We start from the raw sequence: 18,360 nt of genomic DNA on the forward strand, positions 1-18,360 counted from the left end.
TTATGAAACCAATTGTATTAGTCTCATCGGAAGGCAATGATACCAAAATCGTTGTTCTTTCAAAAGAGAAAGAAAAGATAAAAGTTCAGAAAACTTTTTCAATGATTATGTCCGGCGGACATGATTTTAAAGATCCGATGGGCGGGAATTCTGATATTCAATTAATTAAAAATATTGATTCAGATATATCTATTGATAATATTGGCGATAGCGGAAGCAAACTTGCGTCTGTTGATAGAAATGACGTAAGCTATGTTGCCAACTATTTTAATTCGGATGAACTAAAGAATTCAGAATTTATTTCTGTTGTTACTGATCCGGTTATAAATCATCACACTTTTACTGGACATATTTCTAACAACAAACAAAAGACAATTAGCGCGATTATTGGTGATATAGCTAAGCAGAAGAATATTAATGTTGCTGCCGACTCAATAGATTATATTAAAATTGATGATAAAACACTGCACAGCGTATTTTTGCGTGAAGATAATCCAAGCGTTAACTTTATAAATGCTTGGGCTGCGCATAATGGTAAAAGATTTTATAAAATTATCGGAATTAAAAGCTCTGAAACAGCGCTCGCAAATTATGTAATTAAAACAAATAAATTTTTTGAAGAAGATTTTACATTAATTATAAATACAGGACATGAATCAAGTAAGTTAATTTTCTTAAAAGGTTCTAAGCTGCACCACATTGGTTCTTCATTAGATATTGGGACACAAAACATACATACCTACGATGTTTATTTCTCTAAAATTCTGCTAGAAATGGAAAATGGAGGAATACCGAGACTAGATAATGTAATACTATGCGGTGAAGATAAATCAGAGAATTTAGTACTTTCTTTCTACGGAACATTTCCAGAAGCTAATGTAACTGAACTTAATTTTGATAGTCTCGATACAACTTCATTGAATGAAGAGCAGATGGAAAATATAGCGGCATTTGCATTTCCATTAGCCGCCGGTATAGAATTTTTTGAATCTAAAGGAAGTAAACATGAAAGCATAAGCTTTCTTCCTAAATATATCATTGAAAATCAAAAAGCAATTCAATTCGGCTGGCATGCATTGTTAGTATTTCCATTATTGTTTGCTGCGGCTTTCTTTTTCACATTTCAAATTCTTGAAAACAATAAGAAGTTAGCAGAGCAAAAAATGGAAATAGAAAGATTGAAACTTCTTAAATCTCAGAATGAAATAATTATTAAAGAAATGGATGGATATTCTTCAAAGATAAGTAAGTTTGACGAAACGCAAGCAATACTTGATTCAGCCACAGCTGGTACGGAAATTTGGGGAAATATGCTCACAAATATTTCTGACTTTATGGAAAGAAGAAGGAACTTCTGGATTTCAAATTTAGAAACAGGTGTTGATAAAAATGTCAGCTTAAAAGGTTTTACACTTAACAGAAGTGTTCTAACTGAATTTGCAGATCAGAATAATTCGTCATTATTAAATACAGTAACTTTTGAGCCGTTGAGAGAAGCCAAATCATATTCGTATAACTTAAAATTTCATGTAAAAGAAAACGGAGCAGAAAAAAATGAACCGTAAAACATTTAGTACACTTTTACTTGTTGCTATTTTTGCAATTATAGCAATTACAGGAAGTGCTTATACATATTACTTTCAGGCTAATGATATTGAGGATAATGAAAAGCAGTTGAAAGATTTGAAAGTTAACGCACAGAATACCGAAGAATTGGAAATACAGCTTGCAGACTTGAAATTAAAAATTCAGGAAATGGATTCAATTTTATCTTTGCGTAAATATGTTATACCGACAAAGATAACGCAATCCAGTTTTTTTCAATTTGTTAATGATGTAAGCGCTAATTTTTCTGAAAATTCTCATGTTAATGTTGAGTATGTTACTTCGGGCCCTCAAGGTAGTTTCTCGACTCATAATTATTCCATAAAAGGAACAGCCGAGTTTAATGATTTATTCAAATTGATCTATTCTATTGAACAGAGTAAAGAGCTTAAAAAAATTACAAAAGGAAATTTAACAAATTTTGTTGAAGTTGATGAAGAAGGAATTCCACATTATTTGGTTACTTATTCTTTGGACATATTAGTTTACTATTCTGATAATGATATGTTTGCTTCTGCTAATTATGCCGAAAATAAATTGGAACCTAATCCGCTTTACAACATATTTTATCCTTTAATAAGAGAAGAAATTCCACCTAACTCAGAAGGTTTGCTTGATGTTCAAACTGCACAACTATTAGCTTTAATTCCGGATGGCGCATATTTAGCAGATGCTTCAGGTACATCCCATTTACTTTGGGAAGGAGATAAAGTGTATTTGGGATACTTAACAAAGATAGATTATAAAACCAATGAAGTTAAATTTATTCTTAACAAAGGCGGAGTTATTGAAAATATAACATTAACTCTACAGCAAGCAGAACCTGAAAAAGATAAAAAAAATAAGAGAAAATAAAATGAAAAAGATAATATTATTTGTTATTACATTTTTAATTTCCATTCCAATTCTTGGTCAAAGAGAATTAGAAAAATCATTAAATGAATTTGTTAATCCGGATGAACTTGTTTCTATTTCTGAATATACTCCTTTTGATAAAGCTTTGGAAATATTAAGTCAAATAAGCGAAAAGAAAACAGGAAAAAGAATAATAAGTACTGCCGAAGTTGTAACGCCTATTGGAGTTGAAATAAATAAACTTCCTTATATGAAAGCTTTGGTAATTATTATTCAATACAACAATCTTGTTTTTGAAGAAAAGGAAAATGTAATTATAGTACATAAAAAAACCGTTGACGCAAAAAATTTAACCGATGAAACATTTGCATCGGTAGATTCTAGAGAAGTTAAAATTTCAGCAATATTTTTTGAAGCTGACGTTAACGAAATTCAGGAAAGAGGAATAAATTGGGAATGGCTGTTTTCAAGCAATGGAATTAGCATTGGAACCAAACTAAGAACATTTTCTGAGACTAAAGAACAAACAAACAGCTCTGGATCTAGTTCTACTGAAACTCCACCAGAATATCTGTTGAATACAGCTCATGAATTTACTTCCGGCGATTGGACTGGTTCTGTAGAAGGTGTACTACAGTTTTTTGAATCGGAAAATTTAGGCGAAGTAATTGCAAGACCAAAAGTTACTGTTCGTGATAAAATGAAAGGCAGAATTCAAATAGGTTCCGATATTTCGATTAAACAAAGAGATTTTGCCGGAAATGTTATCGACGCTTTTTTCTCTACCGGAACGATAATTGAAGTTACACCTTATATTTACAGTGAAGATCAGCAAGATTATATACTGCTTAAAGTTAATGCAGAGAGAAGTTCTGCTATTCCAGGTGAAATTACAACCGAAATAAAGAAGACAGTAGTTACTACAGATTTACTTATGCTAAGTGGTGAAGAAAAAGCAATTGGCGGTCTTTTTGTAAATGAAGAAGTTAATGTAAGACAAGGAATTCCATTTCTAAAAGATTTGCCTTGGTGGGTTTTTGGAATAAGATATTTGGCAGGATATGATAAGATTACTGTCAATAAAAAAGAAGTAATTATTGTACTTCAGGTTGAACTGGTTCCAACACTTAAAGAAAGAGTAGCACAGAAAAAGATGAACATAATGGAAAGGGAAATATTGGAAGATCACGAAAATTTGAAAAAATTTAAGGTTAAGCCATTTAGAGACGTTGATGATAAAGCAAAACTTAATGACTAATAAATAAAATTTATATAAAAATTAATTACCCAATATTGAAATTCAATGTTGGGTAATTTTGTTAATATTCATTGTATTAACGAAACCCTTCATAAAAATGAAAATAAATGCAAAACTGCTGTTACTTACATTTACAATTATAGCATCAGTATCCGTTACTTCGGCATTTATATATCATACACTAACTAAAGAATTTTTACTTAAACAACAGTCGAAAAATTTAATAAATTCAGCCAACGATTTTATTTTTACATTCCAGCAAGTTGTAGATGACATAGACGGTGATTTTCAAGAAAATTATAATAGGGAAAATTCGACCCTTACAAATTCTGACATTGATTTTTTCTTTTACCTTAATCAAAAAAAAGAATTATCCTCCGCTGATATTTACGTAAGACCAAATGTAAGAATTTATACAGATGTTCATTCATTAGAACAATTTAATGAACTAAATAGAAATTTAATTATCCGCCAAAAAAAAATAAATAACAAATATATTTATTACGGAAAAATTATTAATCATGCTTTATTGTCCAAACTTTCGGAAAAAATTAGGTCGGAAGTTGCATTTGTCGACAATGGCGTAATTTCATTGTTATCTGAAAATCAAAAACATGAAGTCTATCTTCCTTATTTAAGCAAAGCCGCAAGAGAACTAAGCAATAAAGGTAACTTTGAATTATTTGAAGTCGATGTAAATGATGGGGATATTTTTATAACGCACTACTCACCGGCGGCTTTCAATCATTTTGGAAATAAGCTCGACTTTATAGTTTTTTCAATTTCAAATGAAGTTACCGCATTTAGTAAAACAATGAACATGGTTACATTTATTATTGTTTTATCTGGAATTTTCTTAACAATTGTGTTTCTATTTTTATTCACTACAAAATTTAGAAAACAATTGGATTACATTTCTAACAGTTTAAAATTAATTGCAAAAGGAAAGCTTGATGAAAGAGTTAAAATAATATCCCAAGATGAAATTGGAACTTTGGGAAACGCTTTCAACGACATGCTTGAGGAAATAAAGAAAAGAGATGATTCTGAGAAAGAATATACGGAATTCATTTCTTTGATAAATAAAAAACCGACTTTAAATGAAATTGGCGACGTTACAATTGAGAAGATTATTTTTTCAACCGGTGTTGATATTGGCGGAATATATCTTCTTGAAAATAATTTGCTTTGTCCTTTGTCTATTTACGGAATTCCGCATTTAGGAGATAAAGTAATATATGATTCAAGTTTTTATAAAAGATCAATTGAAAACAAAGAAATTATAGATATTGAGTTTACAAATAATCATCCGATTGTAAGAACTGGATTAACAGAGTTAAAAATAAATTATCTCTATATTCTTCCAATTACATATAATTATGAAGTTATTGCAATACTGGAACTAGCTTCGGTAAATAAGCCTCTACAAAATATAAAAGAATATTTTGAAAAGATAAAAGATCAATTATCAATTGGAATAGCCAACGGCAAAGCGTTCAGCAAACTTCAAAAATTGGTAGATGAACTTCAGCAGTTGAATAATGCTTATCAAAAACAGAATTTGGAAATTACCGAAAAAAATAAAGAATTATTAGAACTTCATGATAAACTTAAAAAGGGAAAAGAAGAATTAGAAATTCAAAAAGAAAGAGCTGTAGAATCTGCCAAACTGAAATCGCAGTTCCTTGCAAATATGTCGCATGAGCTTAGAACGCCTCAAAATTCTATACTCGGCTTAACGGAACTTATTCTTAAGGATACAAATACCGACGGGAAAACTAAAGAAAGACTAAATGTAGTTTTACGAAACGGTAAAAAACTCTTAAATCTAATTGAAAACATTCTTGAATTTTCAAAATTGGAATCAGGTAATACCAATATAACCGAAAACGAAATTTTATTAAGTGAATTCATTAATGAGGTAACCGTTTTTATTTCACCAATATTTTTGGAAAGAGAAATAAATTTCAATGTCTCCATACCCAATAAATATGATTACCTCATAAGAACCGACATTAAAAAAATTGAACAAATAATTTATAATCTCGTTGGGAATGCCGCAAAATTTACTAAGGAAGGATTTGTAAACCTTAAAGTTGATGTTATTGAAAATAATTTTAAAATTGAAGTTGAAGACAGCGGTCCTGGAATTTCCGACAATGATAAGAAAATTATTTTTGAAGAATTTAGACAAGCCGACGCGAGTTTAAATAGAATGTTCAGCGGCACAGGCTTGGGCTTGGCAATTTGTAAAAAATATACCAATCTTTTAAAAGGAAAAATATCGGTTAATTCAGAACTTGCAAAAGGTTCCACCTTTATTGTTGAAATTCCCAATATTGTTAAAGATAAAATCAAAAAAGAAATTCAGTTAAGCGAAAGCAAAAACGAAAAGAAATTCAACGCTGTAATTCTATCCGATGGCGAGGATTCGATAAAACTTATTGGAGATTATCTTAGATCAAACAATATCAACGTTGAAATACCTGATATAAATGAAGAAGAAATTCAAACAATAGCCGCTCTAAAAGCAGACGTAATCATTCTCGATATTCTTCAGAAAAACATAAACGGCTGGGAACTGCTTACTAAAATTAAAGAGAACGAGAGCACTTACGGCATTCCAATAATTTTGGTTAATATGGACGAAGAAGCTAATTGCGGACTCGGGTTTAATATTTATGATTTTATCACAAATGAAATCTCTAAATCAAGTATAATTAAAACCGTTGATAATATTGAAAAAAAACAAAGCATAAAGTTCAGAAAAATACTTTTTATAAACGATGATGTTTCATTCGAAAAAATCGAAAATGAACTTTTACCATATGAATTAAAAATATATCAGGCAAAAGCGAATAACTCAATTTCTTCACAAATAAAAAGATTTGAACCGGACTTAATAATAATTGATCAATTCTGCCGTACTTTTAATTCGTTTCAAATACTGGATGAAATTCAGGAAGATGTTTATTCAAAAAACATTCCGCTGGTTTCGTACATTAAAAAAATTGAAGATGAAAATGAAGTTCAGGAAATTAATAATAAATTATTTGAAACAACTTTAATTGCTCAGCACCATCCACTTGATGTTTTAAAAATCATTAAAGATCGAATTGAGCTAATAGATTCGACACTATTTAAAACGACTCAAAACGATAAAATTGAAATATCGACGGCTGATGAAAAAAACATAGCTAAAGAAAGAAAATATTTTGATTCATTCAATATATTAATTGTGGATGACGATAAAGACGCGCGCTTTACAATAGGCGAAATTGTAAAATCTCTCGGGTATAATCCGATTTATGCTAAAGATGGTTTTGAATGTCTTGAAATATTAGAAAATGAAAAACCCGATATTGTTTTGTTAGATATTATGATGCCGAAAATGGACGGATTTCAAACCGTTAAAAAAATTAGAAATAATCCGGCGACAAAATCACTTAGAGTTTTTGCATTAACAGCATACGCAATGCTTACGGATAGAGAAATTATTGAAAAGAACGGATTTAACGGATTGTTTACTAAACCTATTAATACAAGTCAAATTGAAAAAAGATTAAAGAATATTTTCAAACTAACTGCATGATAAAAATATTTAAAATATTAGTTGTAGATGATCAACCTGATAATGTTTTCCTTCTTGAAGACAGACTTAATAAAGAAGGTTTTAACGTTATTAAAGCTTATGATGGAAAATCAGCAATTAGAAAAGCCGAAACTGAAAATCCCGATTTAATTTTGCTCGACGTTATGATGCCAGATATTGATGGATTTGAAGTCTGCAAATTATTAAAGGAAAATAAAGAAATAAATTCAATTCCTATAATTTTGGTAACCGCGCTTAATTCATATTCTGATATTGAAAAAGGATTTGAAGCAGGGGCTTTTGATTATATACAAAAACCGTTTAACAGAATTGAATTGCTGGCGAGAGTAAAAGCCGCCTTAAGGTTTAATGAAACAAACAAATTATACATTGAACTTGAAAAAATAAATACTTTTTCGGCGACCGTTAAAAAGACAAATCATGAAATCAAGCAGCCGCTTACACTTATTAATTTATCGGTAACTGCTTTAAAAAGAGAACTGGAAGCGGATTCATTCAATAAGAATTCTGCATTAAAACGAGTTGAATTTATTGAAAACGCGGTAAAAGATATTCTTCATTTTATGAAATCAATGTTAAATATTAAAGAACCCGAAGTAAAAAAATATTTAGAAAATTTAAAGGCAAACAAATTTAAGATTGGCGAAGAGGCAAATGTAGAATCAGAGCAAACGCTCTAAAATATTTTGTACACTTTCAAAACTGTACGGTTTTAATAAAATTTCTTCAACATTAATTTCATCTTTAATTTTTTCCAAGTCGCTGCCCGATGTTAAAATTATTGGAAAATGCATTTCGTTCCTTTTTATATTTTTTATGCATTCTATTCCATCCATAACAGGCATAAATTTATCAATTATAATCAAGTCAGGTTTTACACTTTTAAGCAAGGTTAGTATTTCAATTCCATTGGAAGCGGAAAAAATTTTTATACCTAATGATGACAAAAGATCTTTCAGAACTTCCATTTGGAACGGATCATCTTCACCGATAATAATCGTTTTATCATAAAAAATCTTTGAATGCTTTATCGTTTTCTTTAACGGGAAAATGATTTTAAATGAAGTGCCTTTATCCAATTGTGAATTTACGGATATGCTGCCGGAAAGTTCGTGTACAAGCTCTTTTACAATTGATAATCCATAACCGTGATCCATATTTTCATTTTTTTTCGATGAAAAACCAAGATCAAAAATATTATCTAAATTATCAGGATGTATTCCCGGACCGCTGTCGTTGATAGAAATTTCAATTAAGTCCTGATCATAATTATTCAGCTCAATCGTAATTTGTGCATTGCCGTCCGCTTCAATTGAATTTTTTACTAAGTTCAAAATAATTCTATTAATATCGAGAATATTTCCCATTATGCAATCATTCTTTGCATTGTTTATAAAGATTATATTTCTCTGATGTGTTTCGATCTGAAAAAGTTCAATTGCTTCTTGAACGACTTTTGCGAGACTTAAAATTTCCTTATAGCTGTTTTGTGTATTCGAAAATGACGAAATCAAACTTGATGCAAGAATTGTATTTTTCTTAATACTTTTAATTAACAATGCGGATTTGCCGTTTTTATTCGTCTCATCGCTTAAAAGATCCACCGCGGATAAAATATTATTTAAAATATTGCTAAGATCGTGCTTAACCTTTTGCAGATCGGCTTTGGTGTTATTTGATGATAAAGATGGCTTTAAAGTATGGCTGTTTTCGCCATTCATTTTAAACTATATTTTTTAATTTTTGTATAAAGTGTTTTTTGACTAATGCCTAACATTCTTGCTGTATTTTCTCTGTTCCAACTATTCATTTTTAAAGCTTTTTGAATATGAAATTTTTCGACATCTTCCAAATTCATAATTGTATTATCGCTGTCAGTCATCTCGGAAGTCTTTGCCGTAAATGTGGGAAGATTTAAATCTTTTATTTCAATAACACTTCCATCAGCAAAAATAATTGCTCGTTCAATCATATGCTCTAACTCTCTTACATTGCCGGGGAATTCATAATTCTGAAGCACAAATCTTGCTTCATTTGAAAGAACTTTTGGTGAGTTGATAGAACATTTTCTTTTTAGAAAGTATTCTGAAAGAACAAGAACGTCGTTTTCCCTTTCCACCAATGGCGGAATTGTCAGAGTTATTACGTTAAGTCTGAATAACAAATCTCTTCTGAATTTTTTTTCCTCGGCAAACTCCATTAAATTTCTATTTGTTGCGGCAATAATTCTAATATTTGAAGAATGATTTGTGATTCCACCTATTCTTCTAAATTCACCGTTTTCTAAAAATCTTAAAATTTTCGGCTGTAACGTTAAACTCAATTCACCAATTTCATCAAGAAAGAGAGTACCGCCGTCGGCAATTTCAACTAAACCAGGTTTGGAAGTTTTAGCATCCGTAAAAGCTCCCTTTTCATATCCGAAAAGTTCACTTTCCATTAATTGATCCGGTAAAGATGCGCAATTTATGGCGACAAGGGGCTTTTGGTTTCGTAAGGAATTTTGATGAATAAATTCGGCAAACAGTTCCTTTCCGGTTCCGGTTTCACCTTCAAGCAAAATATTGGAATCGGAAAGAGCAGCACGTTCCGCAAGATAAATCACTTCCTTTATGCTTTTACTATTTCCTACAATGTTTATACTGCTGTATTTTTCTACTTTATTGGTAAGAATTGTATTTTTTTCGAGCAGTTCTCGGTGCTTTAAGGCTCTTTCAATTGTTATTAATAATTGCTGAAAATCGTATGGCTTATTTAGAAAATCGAACGCTCCAAGTTTCATACATTCAATTGCAGTACGGACATCCGATTGAGCGGTAAGAACAATAATTTGCAATCTTGGTTTATTTTCATTTGCAAATTTTAACACTTTTTCGCCAGAAATAAACTGCATTTCTAAATCAAGCAAAAGTATGTCGTAATCTTTTTCCTTCAGTTTTTCAATTGCAAATTTTCCATCGTAAACAATATCAACAGAATAACCTTGACTGATTAACTCTTCTTTGAGCAAATAACAAAGAGTTTCATCGTCATCTGCAATTAAAATTTTATTATTTTTATTCATAATTAAAATTAAAAGATGAAAAACCATCTATTAATTAAATGGAAAATTCCATTCTGTAAAGATTTTTTTGGAATAATTATTATAACTATATTGTCGAAATCAAAATGATATTTTTTACCGATTATTTTTATAAAAATTTTGAAAAAAAAATGGAAATAATTAAGAATTATAGGTAAATTTGGAGTCTTAAAATTTGGGCGCGTAGCTCAGTGGTAGAGCATCTGCCTTTTAAGCAGAGGGTCGGTGGTTCGAGACCACCCGCGCTCACTCCCATAAATCCTTATAAGATAATAACTTATAAGGATTTTTTATTTTAAAGAAAAGCCCAACGTAGTTGAAATCGTAGTAGTCCTAGAATATTCTTGATAAAAAATTTCTGATAAAGTGATTTTTTGAATATAGATTTTAAGAATATATTTTGTCTTTCTAACGGATTGTTATTTTTAACCGAAAAAAAAATATTTGATTTCAGTAAATACAATTAAATATAATCTCTAAAATATTATTTATTCTGTTCATTGTCCTTTTAATAATTACAACTCATACCAATTTATTCCATAATACCAAATTGATAAACATTATATTAGTACAAAAATTATTTATCATTATAACAATACTACGTTATTAATAAAATAATTTAAAAACTTTTGAAGTATTTTATAAAAACTTAATTTTATGTTTAATAATGAAAAATATTTTTGAAATAATCATTCAAAAAATGGATTTTTATAAAATATCTGTTTTGCCGTTATTTATCTGCTTTTTTTTACTTATTAATTTTACTTACGGAAGTGATTTTAATACTTATAAACCTCAAAATGAAAATCCCTTTAATGAAAAATGGCGATGGCAAACTTTTCCGGAATTGGTTGGAAAAGGTTGCAGATCTATGGTTGAAGAGAAAAATGGCAACTTATGGTTTGGCGTTTCAGGTGGAGTTTACAGATATGACGGACTTTCTTGGAGATTATTTAAAATTGGTACGGATTCAATAGATTTTTCAATTGTTACCTTATTCGCATCTAGTTCCGGAACTATTTATGCAGGTTCTACACAAGGTATTTACATTTACAGTGAAAACAAATGGAGTAAAATTAATATTGACTTAGATTTTGGTGATCCAATTGTTTATCCATATAATAGAATTCCTATAATTGAAGGATCAGATCACAGCATTTGGATTGGAACCAAGCAAGGCGCGATTAGAATTAAGGATAATAAAATAGCATTATATAGTAATGAAAAAATTATTTCGGATTTAAAAAAAGTTGATAAATCAAATTTATTTGATATTTACAGTATTGCTGAAGACCTTAACGGTAACATTTTGTTTGGTTTAAGGGATGGGAAAGTCTATAAATTCTGCCCTGAATGTGATCTCCAAAATTCCTCTGCAACTTGGCTAAGAATAGATAACCAACCAAATTATATAAAGTTTAGACTTCCATTGATAAAAATAAAAAGAAATGGAAATATTTATGTGGCGAGCAGTGAAAATGACGGTGGAATTAATATTTATAAAGATAAAAAGTGGATTCATGTAAGATTTAAAGATAAGTATCAATTTGACGATTTATTTTCAGATATTATTGAACTAAATGATGGAAAAATCTGCATTGGCGGTATTGGAAGAATTTTTATTGGTGAAATGTTAGATTGGAAAATGTATGAGAGCCCGAATCTTCCTTTTGCATCAAATAGATTAATACTTTATCAATCACGTGACAAAGGTTTATGGATAATAGGGTTAAATAATGAAGTATGGAAAATAGATCTATCAAAATATAATTGGGAAACTTTTATTGGTCTTAATTTTCAAACGGAAGACAATGATAATAATTATTGGTTTATCTCATTTGAAGGAAAAATTGTAAGATATAATACTATAACAAAAAAGTGGCAAAAATTTGAATCAATAGATGGTGTTATTGATTTTCCTTTAATTTTAATAACTACAAAAGATGGTCACGTTTGGGCCGCCGGAAGCCATAATAGAATTTGTGCTACGTCTTTTTTTAATGGAACAAAATGGGAAAAACAGCTTTTACCTAGTCTAGGTTGGAGCATTGATCGTAGAGCTGCTTTTGAAGCACATGATGGTTCATTATGGTTTGGTTCTTCGTCTGATATTAATACCGATAAAGGTCAGAAAGGTGGATTAGTTAGGTATATAAAACCTGAATTAAATAATTACAGCCATATTGAATATGAATACCATTTCCCAAATAAAAAATTGGAATTGACTGGCGTTTATGGAATTGGACAAACTAATGACAGTACTATTTGGACTGGTCAGTTGGGGTTATATACCTATAGCAAAAAAAGATCGTGGGATAGGATTAGTAAACCAAAAAGATTACAAGAAAGTTTTATTGATTGTCTTGATATAACACCAAATGGAGACCTTTGGGTTGGGACAAGAACAGAAGGAGTTTACAGGTTTAATAATAATGAAAATACTTGGCAAAGATTTACCGTAGAAAATGGACTTTCGAGCAATACAATTGTATATATTTTTGCAGAAAATGATAATAGCGTTTGGATAGTTACAGACAAAGATATATTGCATTATGATGGAAATAACTGGACAAAGGGTGTGTTTTCCAATTACTTTAAAATTGCAAGAGATGGTATTTCAATTCACAGGACAAAAGATGGAAGTCTGTGGATAAATCAAAATCCTCCAATTTGGTATAGACAAGCATTATACAAAGAAAAAATTTCTTCTAACTTGCGTGAGAAATTTAAAACAATAAAACATTTTCCGGATAATATAGCACCAGATACAAAAGTGACATTTTATCTTGAAAAAATCTCTCAACCCGGAAATGTAATTATTTCGTGGTCCGGAACAGATCCATGGAAATCAACATCCAGTTCCTTGTTAGATTATTCATATAGAATTGATAATAACAAATGGTCGCAATTCGGGAAGAAAACCAATAATATATTTTTAGCTTTAGATAATGGCAATCATATTTTTCAAGTAAAAGCTAGAGATTCAGATTTTAATGTTGATTTAACTCCTGCCGCAATTACTTTTTATGTTATTCCACCGGTTTGGAAGCAGACTTGGTTTATTTTTTTAATTTTTCTTTTTTATCCATAATCTCATTTTTCATTATTTACTTGTACCATAGAAATAAAATAATTAAAGAAATATCTGAAACAAAAGTTAAACTCTTTGCAAATATATCTCATGAATTAAGAACACCATTAACACTTATTACCGGTCCCTTATTAAAAGTTTTAGATTCTCCACAATTATCAGATGAACTAAGAGGCCCGCTTAACAGAATAAATAGAAATACGAACAGATTGCTTAGGTTAGTTAATCAAATACTTGATTTTAGAAAAATGGAAGCAAAGCAGCTAAAATTTAATCCTGAATTTGGAGACATAATTGATTTTTTAAAAGAGGAAGTATTTGTATTTCTTGAAGCTGTTAAATCAAAAAACATTAATTTAACTTTTGAACCATACACAGATAGCTTGAACCTATTATTTGACCACGATAAGATTGAAAAAATAATTTTTAATTTAATCTCTAACGCGGTAAAGTTTACGCCGGCCAACGGAAGTATTAAAGTTATAATAAATAAAATTTCTTCTAAGAAAATTAAAAAAGTTAGTTTTGCAGATAAGAAAATAAAATTTGATAACTGGCTGCAAATCATTATTTCCGATACAGGAATTGGGATATCAAAAAGTAATATTGAAAAGATTTTTAAAAGGTTTTATCAAGTTCAAGATAAAAAACATACATCAGTCGGTGGAACCGGAATAGGTCTTTCAGTTACTAAAGAATTAGTTAATGTACATTTTGGAGAAATAAGCGTTGAAAGTATTGAAGATAAAGGAACATCTTTTACTATTTTAATTCCGTTTCTTATTGAAGAAATGTTAGGCGAAAAATTTATTTCTGATGAAACACCTACATCTGAATCAAACACTACTTTCTTAAATGAACATAAAAGTGATGGTAAATTGCAAGAATTATCAGAAAATTATTCTGAGCATGCAGACAAGTGCAAAATTCTTATTGTTGAAGATAATGATGATATGAGATCTTATATTAATGAAGAGCTGCAGAATGATTACAATATTCTTGAAGCGTCTAATGGAAATCAAGGTTTTGATATTGCATTAAATGAAACTCCTGAATTGATATTAAGTGATATTATGATGCCGCATACTGACGGAATTCAATTTTGTAAGAAAATAAAAACAGATGAAAGAACAAGTCACATCGCTGTTATTTTACTAACCGCAAAATCTTCAATGGAATCAAAAATTGAAGGATTGGAAACCGGCGCCGATGATTATATAACTAAACCATTTTACATTGATGAACTTAGACTAAGAATAAATAATATTATAGATTCTAGAAGGAAATTTAAGGAGCAATTTGCTAGAACATTAGACTTAAAACCATCGGATATTCAAATTACTTCATTCGATGAAAAATTTATTAAAAATGCTATTAACATAATTGAAGAAAATATTGATGATTCTGAATTCAGTGTAGAAAAGTTTAGTCAACTAATTGGAATGAGCAGAGTATCGCTTTACAGCAAATTAAAAACGTTAACAAATCATTCGGTTCAAGAATTTATATTTCTAATTAAATTAAAACGAGCCGCGCAATTATTAAGAGAATCAGGTAAAACTGTAACAGAAATTACATACGATGTTGGTTTTAAAGATCCTTCTCATTTTAGCAAATTATTTAAAAAGCAATTTGGACAATCACCCAAATCTTATATGAATGAGCACAATAAGAAATAAATTGCAAAAATGAATAAAAATTAAGATAAAATTTTTGATTGCTGTTAAAGCTTAATTTTACTGAAATTTATTTAATAACATTTTTATCCCTTTTACTTAGATACCTAAGAAATTAACAATTAGACAAGTAATCTCACCGCATTTGAACTAAATTTAAATTATAAAACTATTTATTGACAGACAAACAATAAATCTTTTTGCTATAATAATTAATTATAAAAAGTTTTCACCAATTAGTATGGAATCCTGTAAGGGAGAATTAAATGATCCTACAAAAAAAAATTAAATGTTTATTCCAAATAATGTTTATTATGTTTTTAATTTTTAACAATAATTTTGCTCAAAATTACTTTGATTTTGATAAGCTTAATAACAGTCATGATTTAAGCCTTCCTGATTGGGGTCCATATACCAAAAGATACATAGGCATATCGCATATACCAAAAAAAGAAAGTGGAATTCGTTTTGATCTTAGCGTATTCCCGGGATTTTACAGAAGAAAAGTTGAAGTACCAAATGTATTATTTGAAAATAATTACCATCCATGGGAAACTTCTTCTAATTTTGAGTATTTCTGTTTTAGACATGAACTAGAATGGAAGGATAAAGTATATACTGATATTTCATATTCAAAATATTTAGAAAACGCAAGGTTAATAAGAATTGAATGCGTAAATAATACCGAATTAAATCAAAATCTTGCAGTTCATTTCATGGCTTCAATAAATTTCCCACCGCTTAAGGAATATAGTCCTTATACATCTTTGTGTCCCGCCGTTATTTCGCTGCCAAGCGGAAGTAAATGGATTGATGCAATAGATTATAAAGTTTTAGATTACGCAAATCCCAGACCACAAGATAATCTTGTATATGACGGTAAGATGCGCGGTGAAATTAGAGCAAGTGGTTTTGTGAATGGTTCAGGAATAGGAAACGGATTTGGCAAAGATAAAGGAGATTTTGTTTCGTATAAATTTCTATTGGAACATCCATATAAAAATGCAGTTCTTTATATTCGTTATAGATTATCATTAGAAAAAGAATTAACTCTGCAAACTACAGGCATTTTAGAAAAGAATATTACTCTTAAGGGAAATTATTCGTTAAAATCTAATATAAATTTTGAAAAAATGAATATTTCCGGAGCTCATAATACAACAAAAGATTTATCTAATTCAAATTCTATTGATAATTTTTCAAATGTATTTATAAATATTGGAAATAAAAATGCCGGAGAATATGAATTAAATATAACTTCTAATGGAGGTAATGAAATTGAAATAGATGGGTTCTCAATTATAGAATCGGAAACAATAGATGAAATTAAAATTGATCAAAAAATATGGAATCCGGTGCCAAAAATTATTTCGGGTCCAGTTAAAAATTCAATAATTTTAAAATATGATGATGTGGATTTATACTATGGAATAATTTGGCAGTCGGATATTTATGATATAAGACAATGGTTCGGACGAGATATTGGGGATTATTTTAAACAAATGGCAAATGAACATGTCGCAATGTCATTTGAAGGAGAAGGAGAAGGTCATTTTACAAATATTTTTATAAAGCCTATTGAACTTGAACCACATTCCAGTAAAAATATATATGGAGCCGTTTGTTCCGGAAACCAAGAAGAAGTATTTAACACTTTAAATTTATTTTATAATGCCAGACCAAAATATGAGGAAATATATTTAAATGCTAAATCAAGCTTAACAAATTTTTCTTCAAAACCGGAAGGTGAGAAATATAAATTTAGTATTGAAAAATTAAATGCTACTTTGAACTCAAATGTTGTTTATCCGGTTTATACTCAAAAGGAATATATTAAACATAGTGCCCCGGGAAGATGGTGGGATTGCTTATATACATGGGATTCAGGATTTATCGGATTAGGACTTTTACAATCCAACGTTCAAAAAGCAGTTGAAAATTTAAATGCTTATTTGCTGCCTTACGGATCACAATCTGCATTTATTCATCACGGTTCACCGGTTCCAGTACAATTTTATCTCTTTCTTGAGCTTTGGAATAAAACACAATCAAAAGAAATGCTGGAATATTTTTATCCTAGATTAAAACAATATCATGAATTTTTAGCTGGTCGGTTAGGAAGTTCTACAACAAATTCGCTAAATTCAAATCTACTCAAAACATGGGACTATTTTTATAACTCCGGCGGTTGGGATGATTATCCGCCTCAAAAATTTACACATGATAATTTATTAGAAAAAACAGTTACTCCCGTCATAAATACAGCACACGCAATAAGAACTGCAAAAATATTAAAAATGGCAGCAGATTATTTAGGCAAAACTGATGATATTGAATCATACAATTCAGATATTGATAAATTTAGTAAAGCTCTTCAGGAAAATTCTTGGGATAATGAATCCGGTTATTTTAGTTATGTCATTCATGACTCAAATGGTAATCCATCAAAATTTTTAAAATATGAAGATGGAACTAATTTTAATATGGGATTGGACGGAGCCTATCCTCTTGTATCCGGAATTTGTGATAATATGCAAATCGAAAAACTTACAGAATCGTTAAAATCAGAAAAACAACTTTGGTCAAAAATTGGATTGTCAGCAGTTGATCAATCCGCTCCATATTATAGAATTGACGGGTATTGGAATGGAACTGTTTGGATACCGCATCAATGGTTTTTTTGGAAAACAATGTTAGATCTCGCGGAATCAGATTTTGCGTATAAAATTGCTATAACAGCTCTTAACTTATGGAAAGTAGAAACGGAAGCAACTTATAATTCAATGGAACATTTTATAATTAATACTGGGAGAGGAGCCGGCTGGCATGAGTTTGGCGGATTATCATCGCCGTTATTGCTTTGGTATTCCGCATATTTTATTCCCGGTAATTTCACTGCCGGTTTTGATATTTGGATTGATAACAAAAAATGGTCCGATGATTTTTCGGAATTATCGGTAACGCTTAAAAATTACGGTTCTAAAAATGATGTGTCTTCTGTAATTGCTTGTATGAATCCTAATTTTAATTATATTGTTAAATGGAAAAATAAAGAAATTAAATGCAATGTAATAACAAACGGAACATTATCAATTGATATAAATTTTGAAAATGAAGACACTGGTATTCTAAAGGTATTAATACAATAAAGAATATAACGTGTTTAATTTATTAGGAACT

Annotated in this window: 10 protein-coding genes and 1 tRNA gene; 9 read left to right on the forward strand and 2 right to left on the reverse strand. The window is 29.7% G+C overall.

Annotated features, from left to right (window positions below):
* Positions 1–2: 2 nt before the first annotated feature.
* From IPK06_01555 to IPK06_01575, 5 genes are all read left to right on the forward strand, one after another.
* Positions 3–1,565 (forward strand): hypothetical protein, encoded by a 1,563-nt coding sequence (locus tag IPK06_01555; protein MBK7978702.1) that lies wholly within the window; start codon positions 3–5, stop codon positions 1,563–1,565.
* Positions 1,555–2,460: a hypothetical protein gene (locus IPK06_01560; protein ID MBK7978703.1), complete on the forward strand. Its 906-nt coding sequence runs from the start codon at positions 1,555–1,557 to the stop codon at positions 2,458–2,460. Before IPK06_01555 ends, IPK06_01560 begins: the two co-directional genes overlap by 11 nt.
* Position 2,461: 1 nt before the next feature.
* A complete protein-coding gene (locus IPK06_01565; protein MBK7978704.1) occupies positions 2,462–3,718 on the forward strand; it encodes a hypothetical protein in 1,257 nt (418 codons plus the stop codon).
* A gap of 97 nt (positions 3,719–3,815) precedes the next feature.
* Entirely contained in the window at positions 3,816–7,310 is a 3,495-nt protein-coding gene (locus IPK06_01570; GenBank protein ID MBK7978705.1) for a response regulator, read from the forward strand.
* A gap of 5 nt (positions 7,311–7,315) precedes the next feature.
* On the forward strand, positions 7,316–8,011 hold the full coding sequence (locus IPK06_01575) for a response regulator (GenBank protein ID MBK7978706.1): 696 nt from the start codon (positions 7,316–7,318) through the stop codon (positions 8,009–8,011).
* On the opposite strand, the gene IPK06_01580 is transcribed toward IPK06_01575, so the two are convergent.
* Both IPK06_01580 and IPK06_01585 read right to left on the reverse strand, forming a co-directional pair.
* A complete protein-coding gene (locus tag IPK06_01580; protein ID MBK7978707.1) occupies positions 7,994–9,052 on the reverse strand; it encodes a hybrid sensor histidine kinase/response regulator in 1,059 nt (352 codons plus the stop codon). The two genes, IPK06_01575 and IPK06_01580, sit on opposite strands and share 18 nt — an antisense overlap.
* Entirely contained in the window at positions 9,049–10,422 is a 1,374-nt protein-coding gene (locus IPK06_01585; protein ID MBK7978708.1) for a sigma-54-dependent Fis family transcriptional regulator, read from the reverse strand. The genes IPK06_01580 and IPK06_01585 overlap by 4 nt, the downstream gene beginning before the upstream one ends.
* Positions 10,423–10,590: 168 nt before the next feature.
* On the opposite strand from IPK06_01585, the gene IPK06_01590 reads away from it, so the two are divergent.
* From IPK06_01590 to IPK06_01605, 4 genes are all read left to right on the forward strand, one after another.
* Positions 10,591–10,662 (forward strand) — tRNA-Lys (locus IPK06_01590).
* 451 nt (positions 10,663–11,113) lie between these two features.
* Entirely contained in the window at positions 11,114–13,504 is a 2,391-nt protein-coding gene (locus tag IPK06_01595) for a hypothetical protein (protein MBK7978709.1), read from the forward strand.
* 20 nt (positions 13,505–13,524) lie between these two features.
* Positions 13,525–15,183 (forward strand): response regulator, encoded by a 1,659-nt coding sequence (locus tag IPK06_01600; GenBank protein MBK7978710.1) that lies wholly within the window; start codon positions 13,525–13,527, stop codon positions 15,181–15,183.
* A 311-nt stretch (positions 15,184–15,494) separates the two neighbouring features.
* On the forward strand, positions 15,495–18,329 hold the full coding sequence (locus tag IPK06_01605) for a hypothetical protein (protein MBK7978711.1): 2,835 nt from the start codon (positions 15,495–15,497) through the stop codon (positions 18,327–18,329).
* Positions 18,330–18,360 lie beyond the last annotated feature (31 nt).

The sequence above is a fragment of the Ignavibacteriota bacterium genome (genome assembly GCA_016713565.1).
GTDB lineage: Bacteria > Bacteroidota > Ignavibacteria > Ignavibacteriales > Melioribacteraceae.

Coding starts and splice junctions, on each gene's coding strand:
- IPK06_01580 (MBK7978707.1), bottom strand. CDS start 9,052: ATGAATGGCGAAAACAGCCATACTTTAAAGCCATCTTTATCATCAAAT.
- IPK06_01565 (MBK7978704.1), top strand. CDS start 2,462: ATGAAAAAGATAATATTATTTGTTATTACATTTTTAATTTCCATTCCA.
- IPK06_01595 (MBK7978709.1), top strand. CDS start 11,114: ATGGATTTTTATAAAATATCTGTTTTGCCGTTATTTATCTGCTTTTTT.
- IPK06_01555 (MBK7978702.1), top strand. CDS start 3: ATGAAACCAATTGTATTAGTCTCATCGGAAGGCAATGATACCAAAATC.
- IPK06_01570 (MBK7978705.1), top strand. CDS start 3,816: ATGAAAATAAATGCAAAACTGCTGTTACTTACATTTACAATTATAGCA.
- IPK06_01605 (MBK7978711.1), top strand. CDS start 15,495: ATGTTTTTAATTTTTAACAATAATTTTGCTCAAAATTACTTTGATTTT.
- IPK06_01585 (MBK7978708.1), bottom strand. CDS start 10,422: ATGGTTTTTCATCTTTTAATTTTAATTATGAATAAAAATAATAAAATT.
- IPK06_01560 (MBK7978703.1), top strand. CDS start 1,555: ATGAACCGTAAAACATTTAGTACACTTTTACTTGTTGCTATTTTTGCA.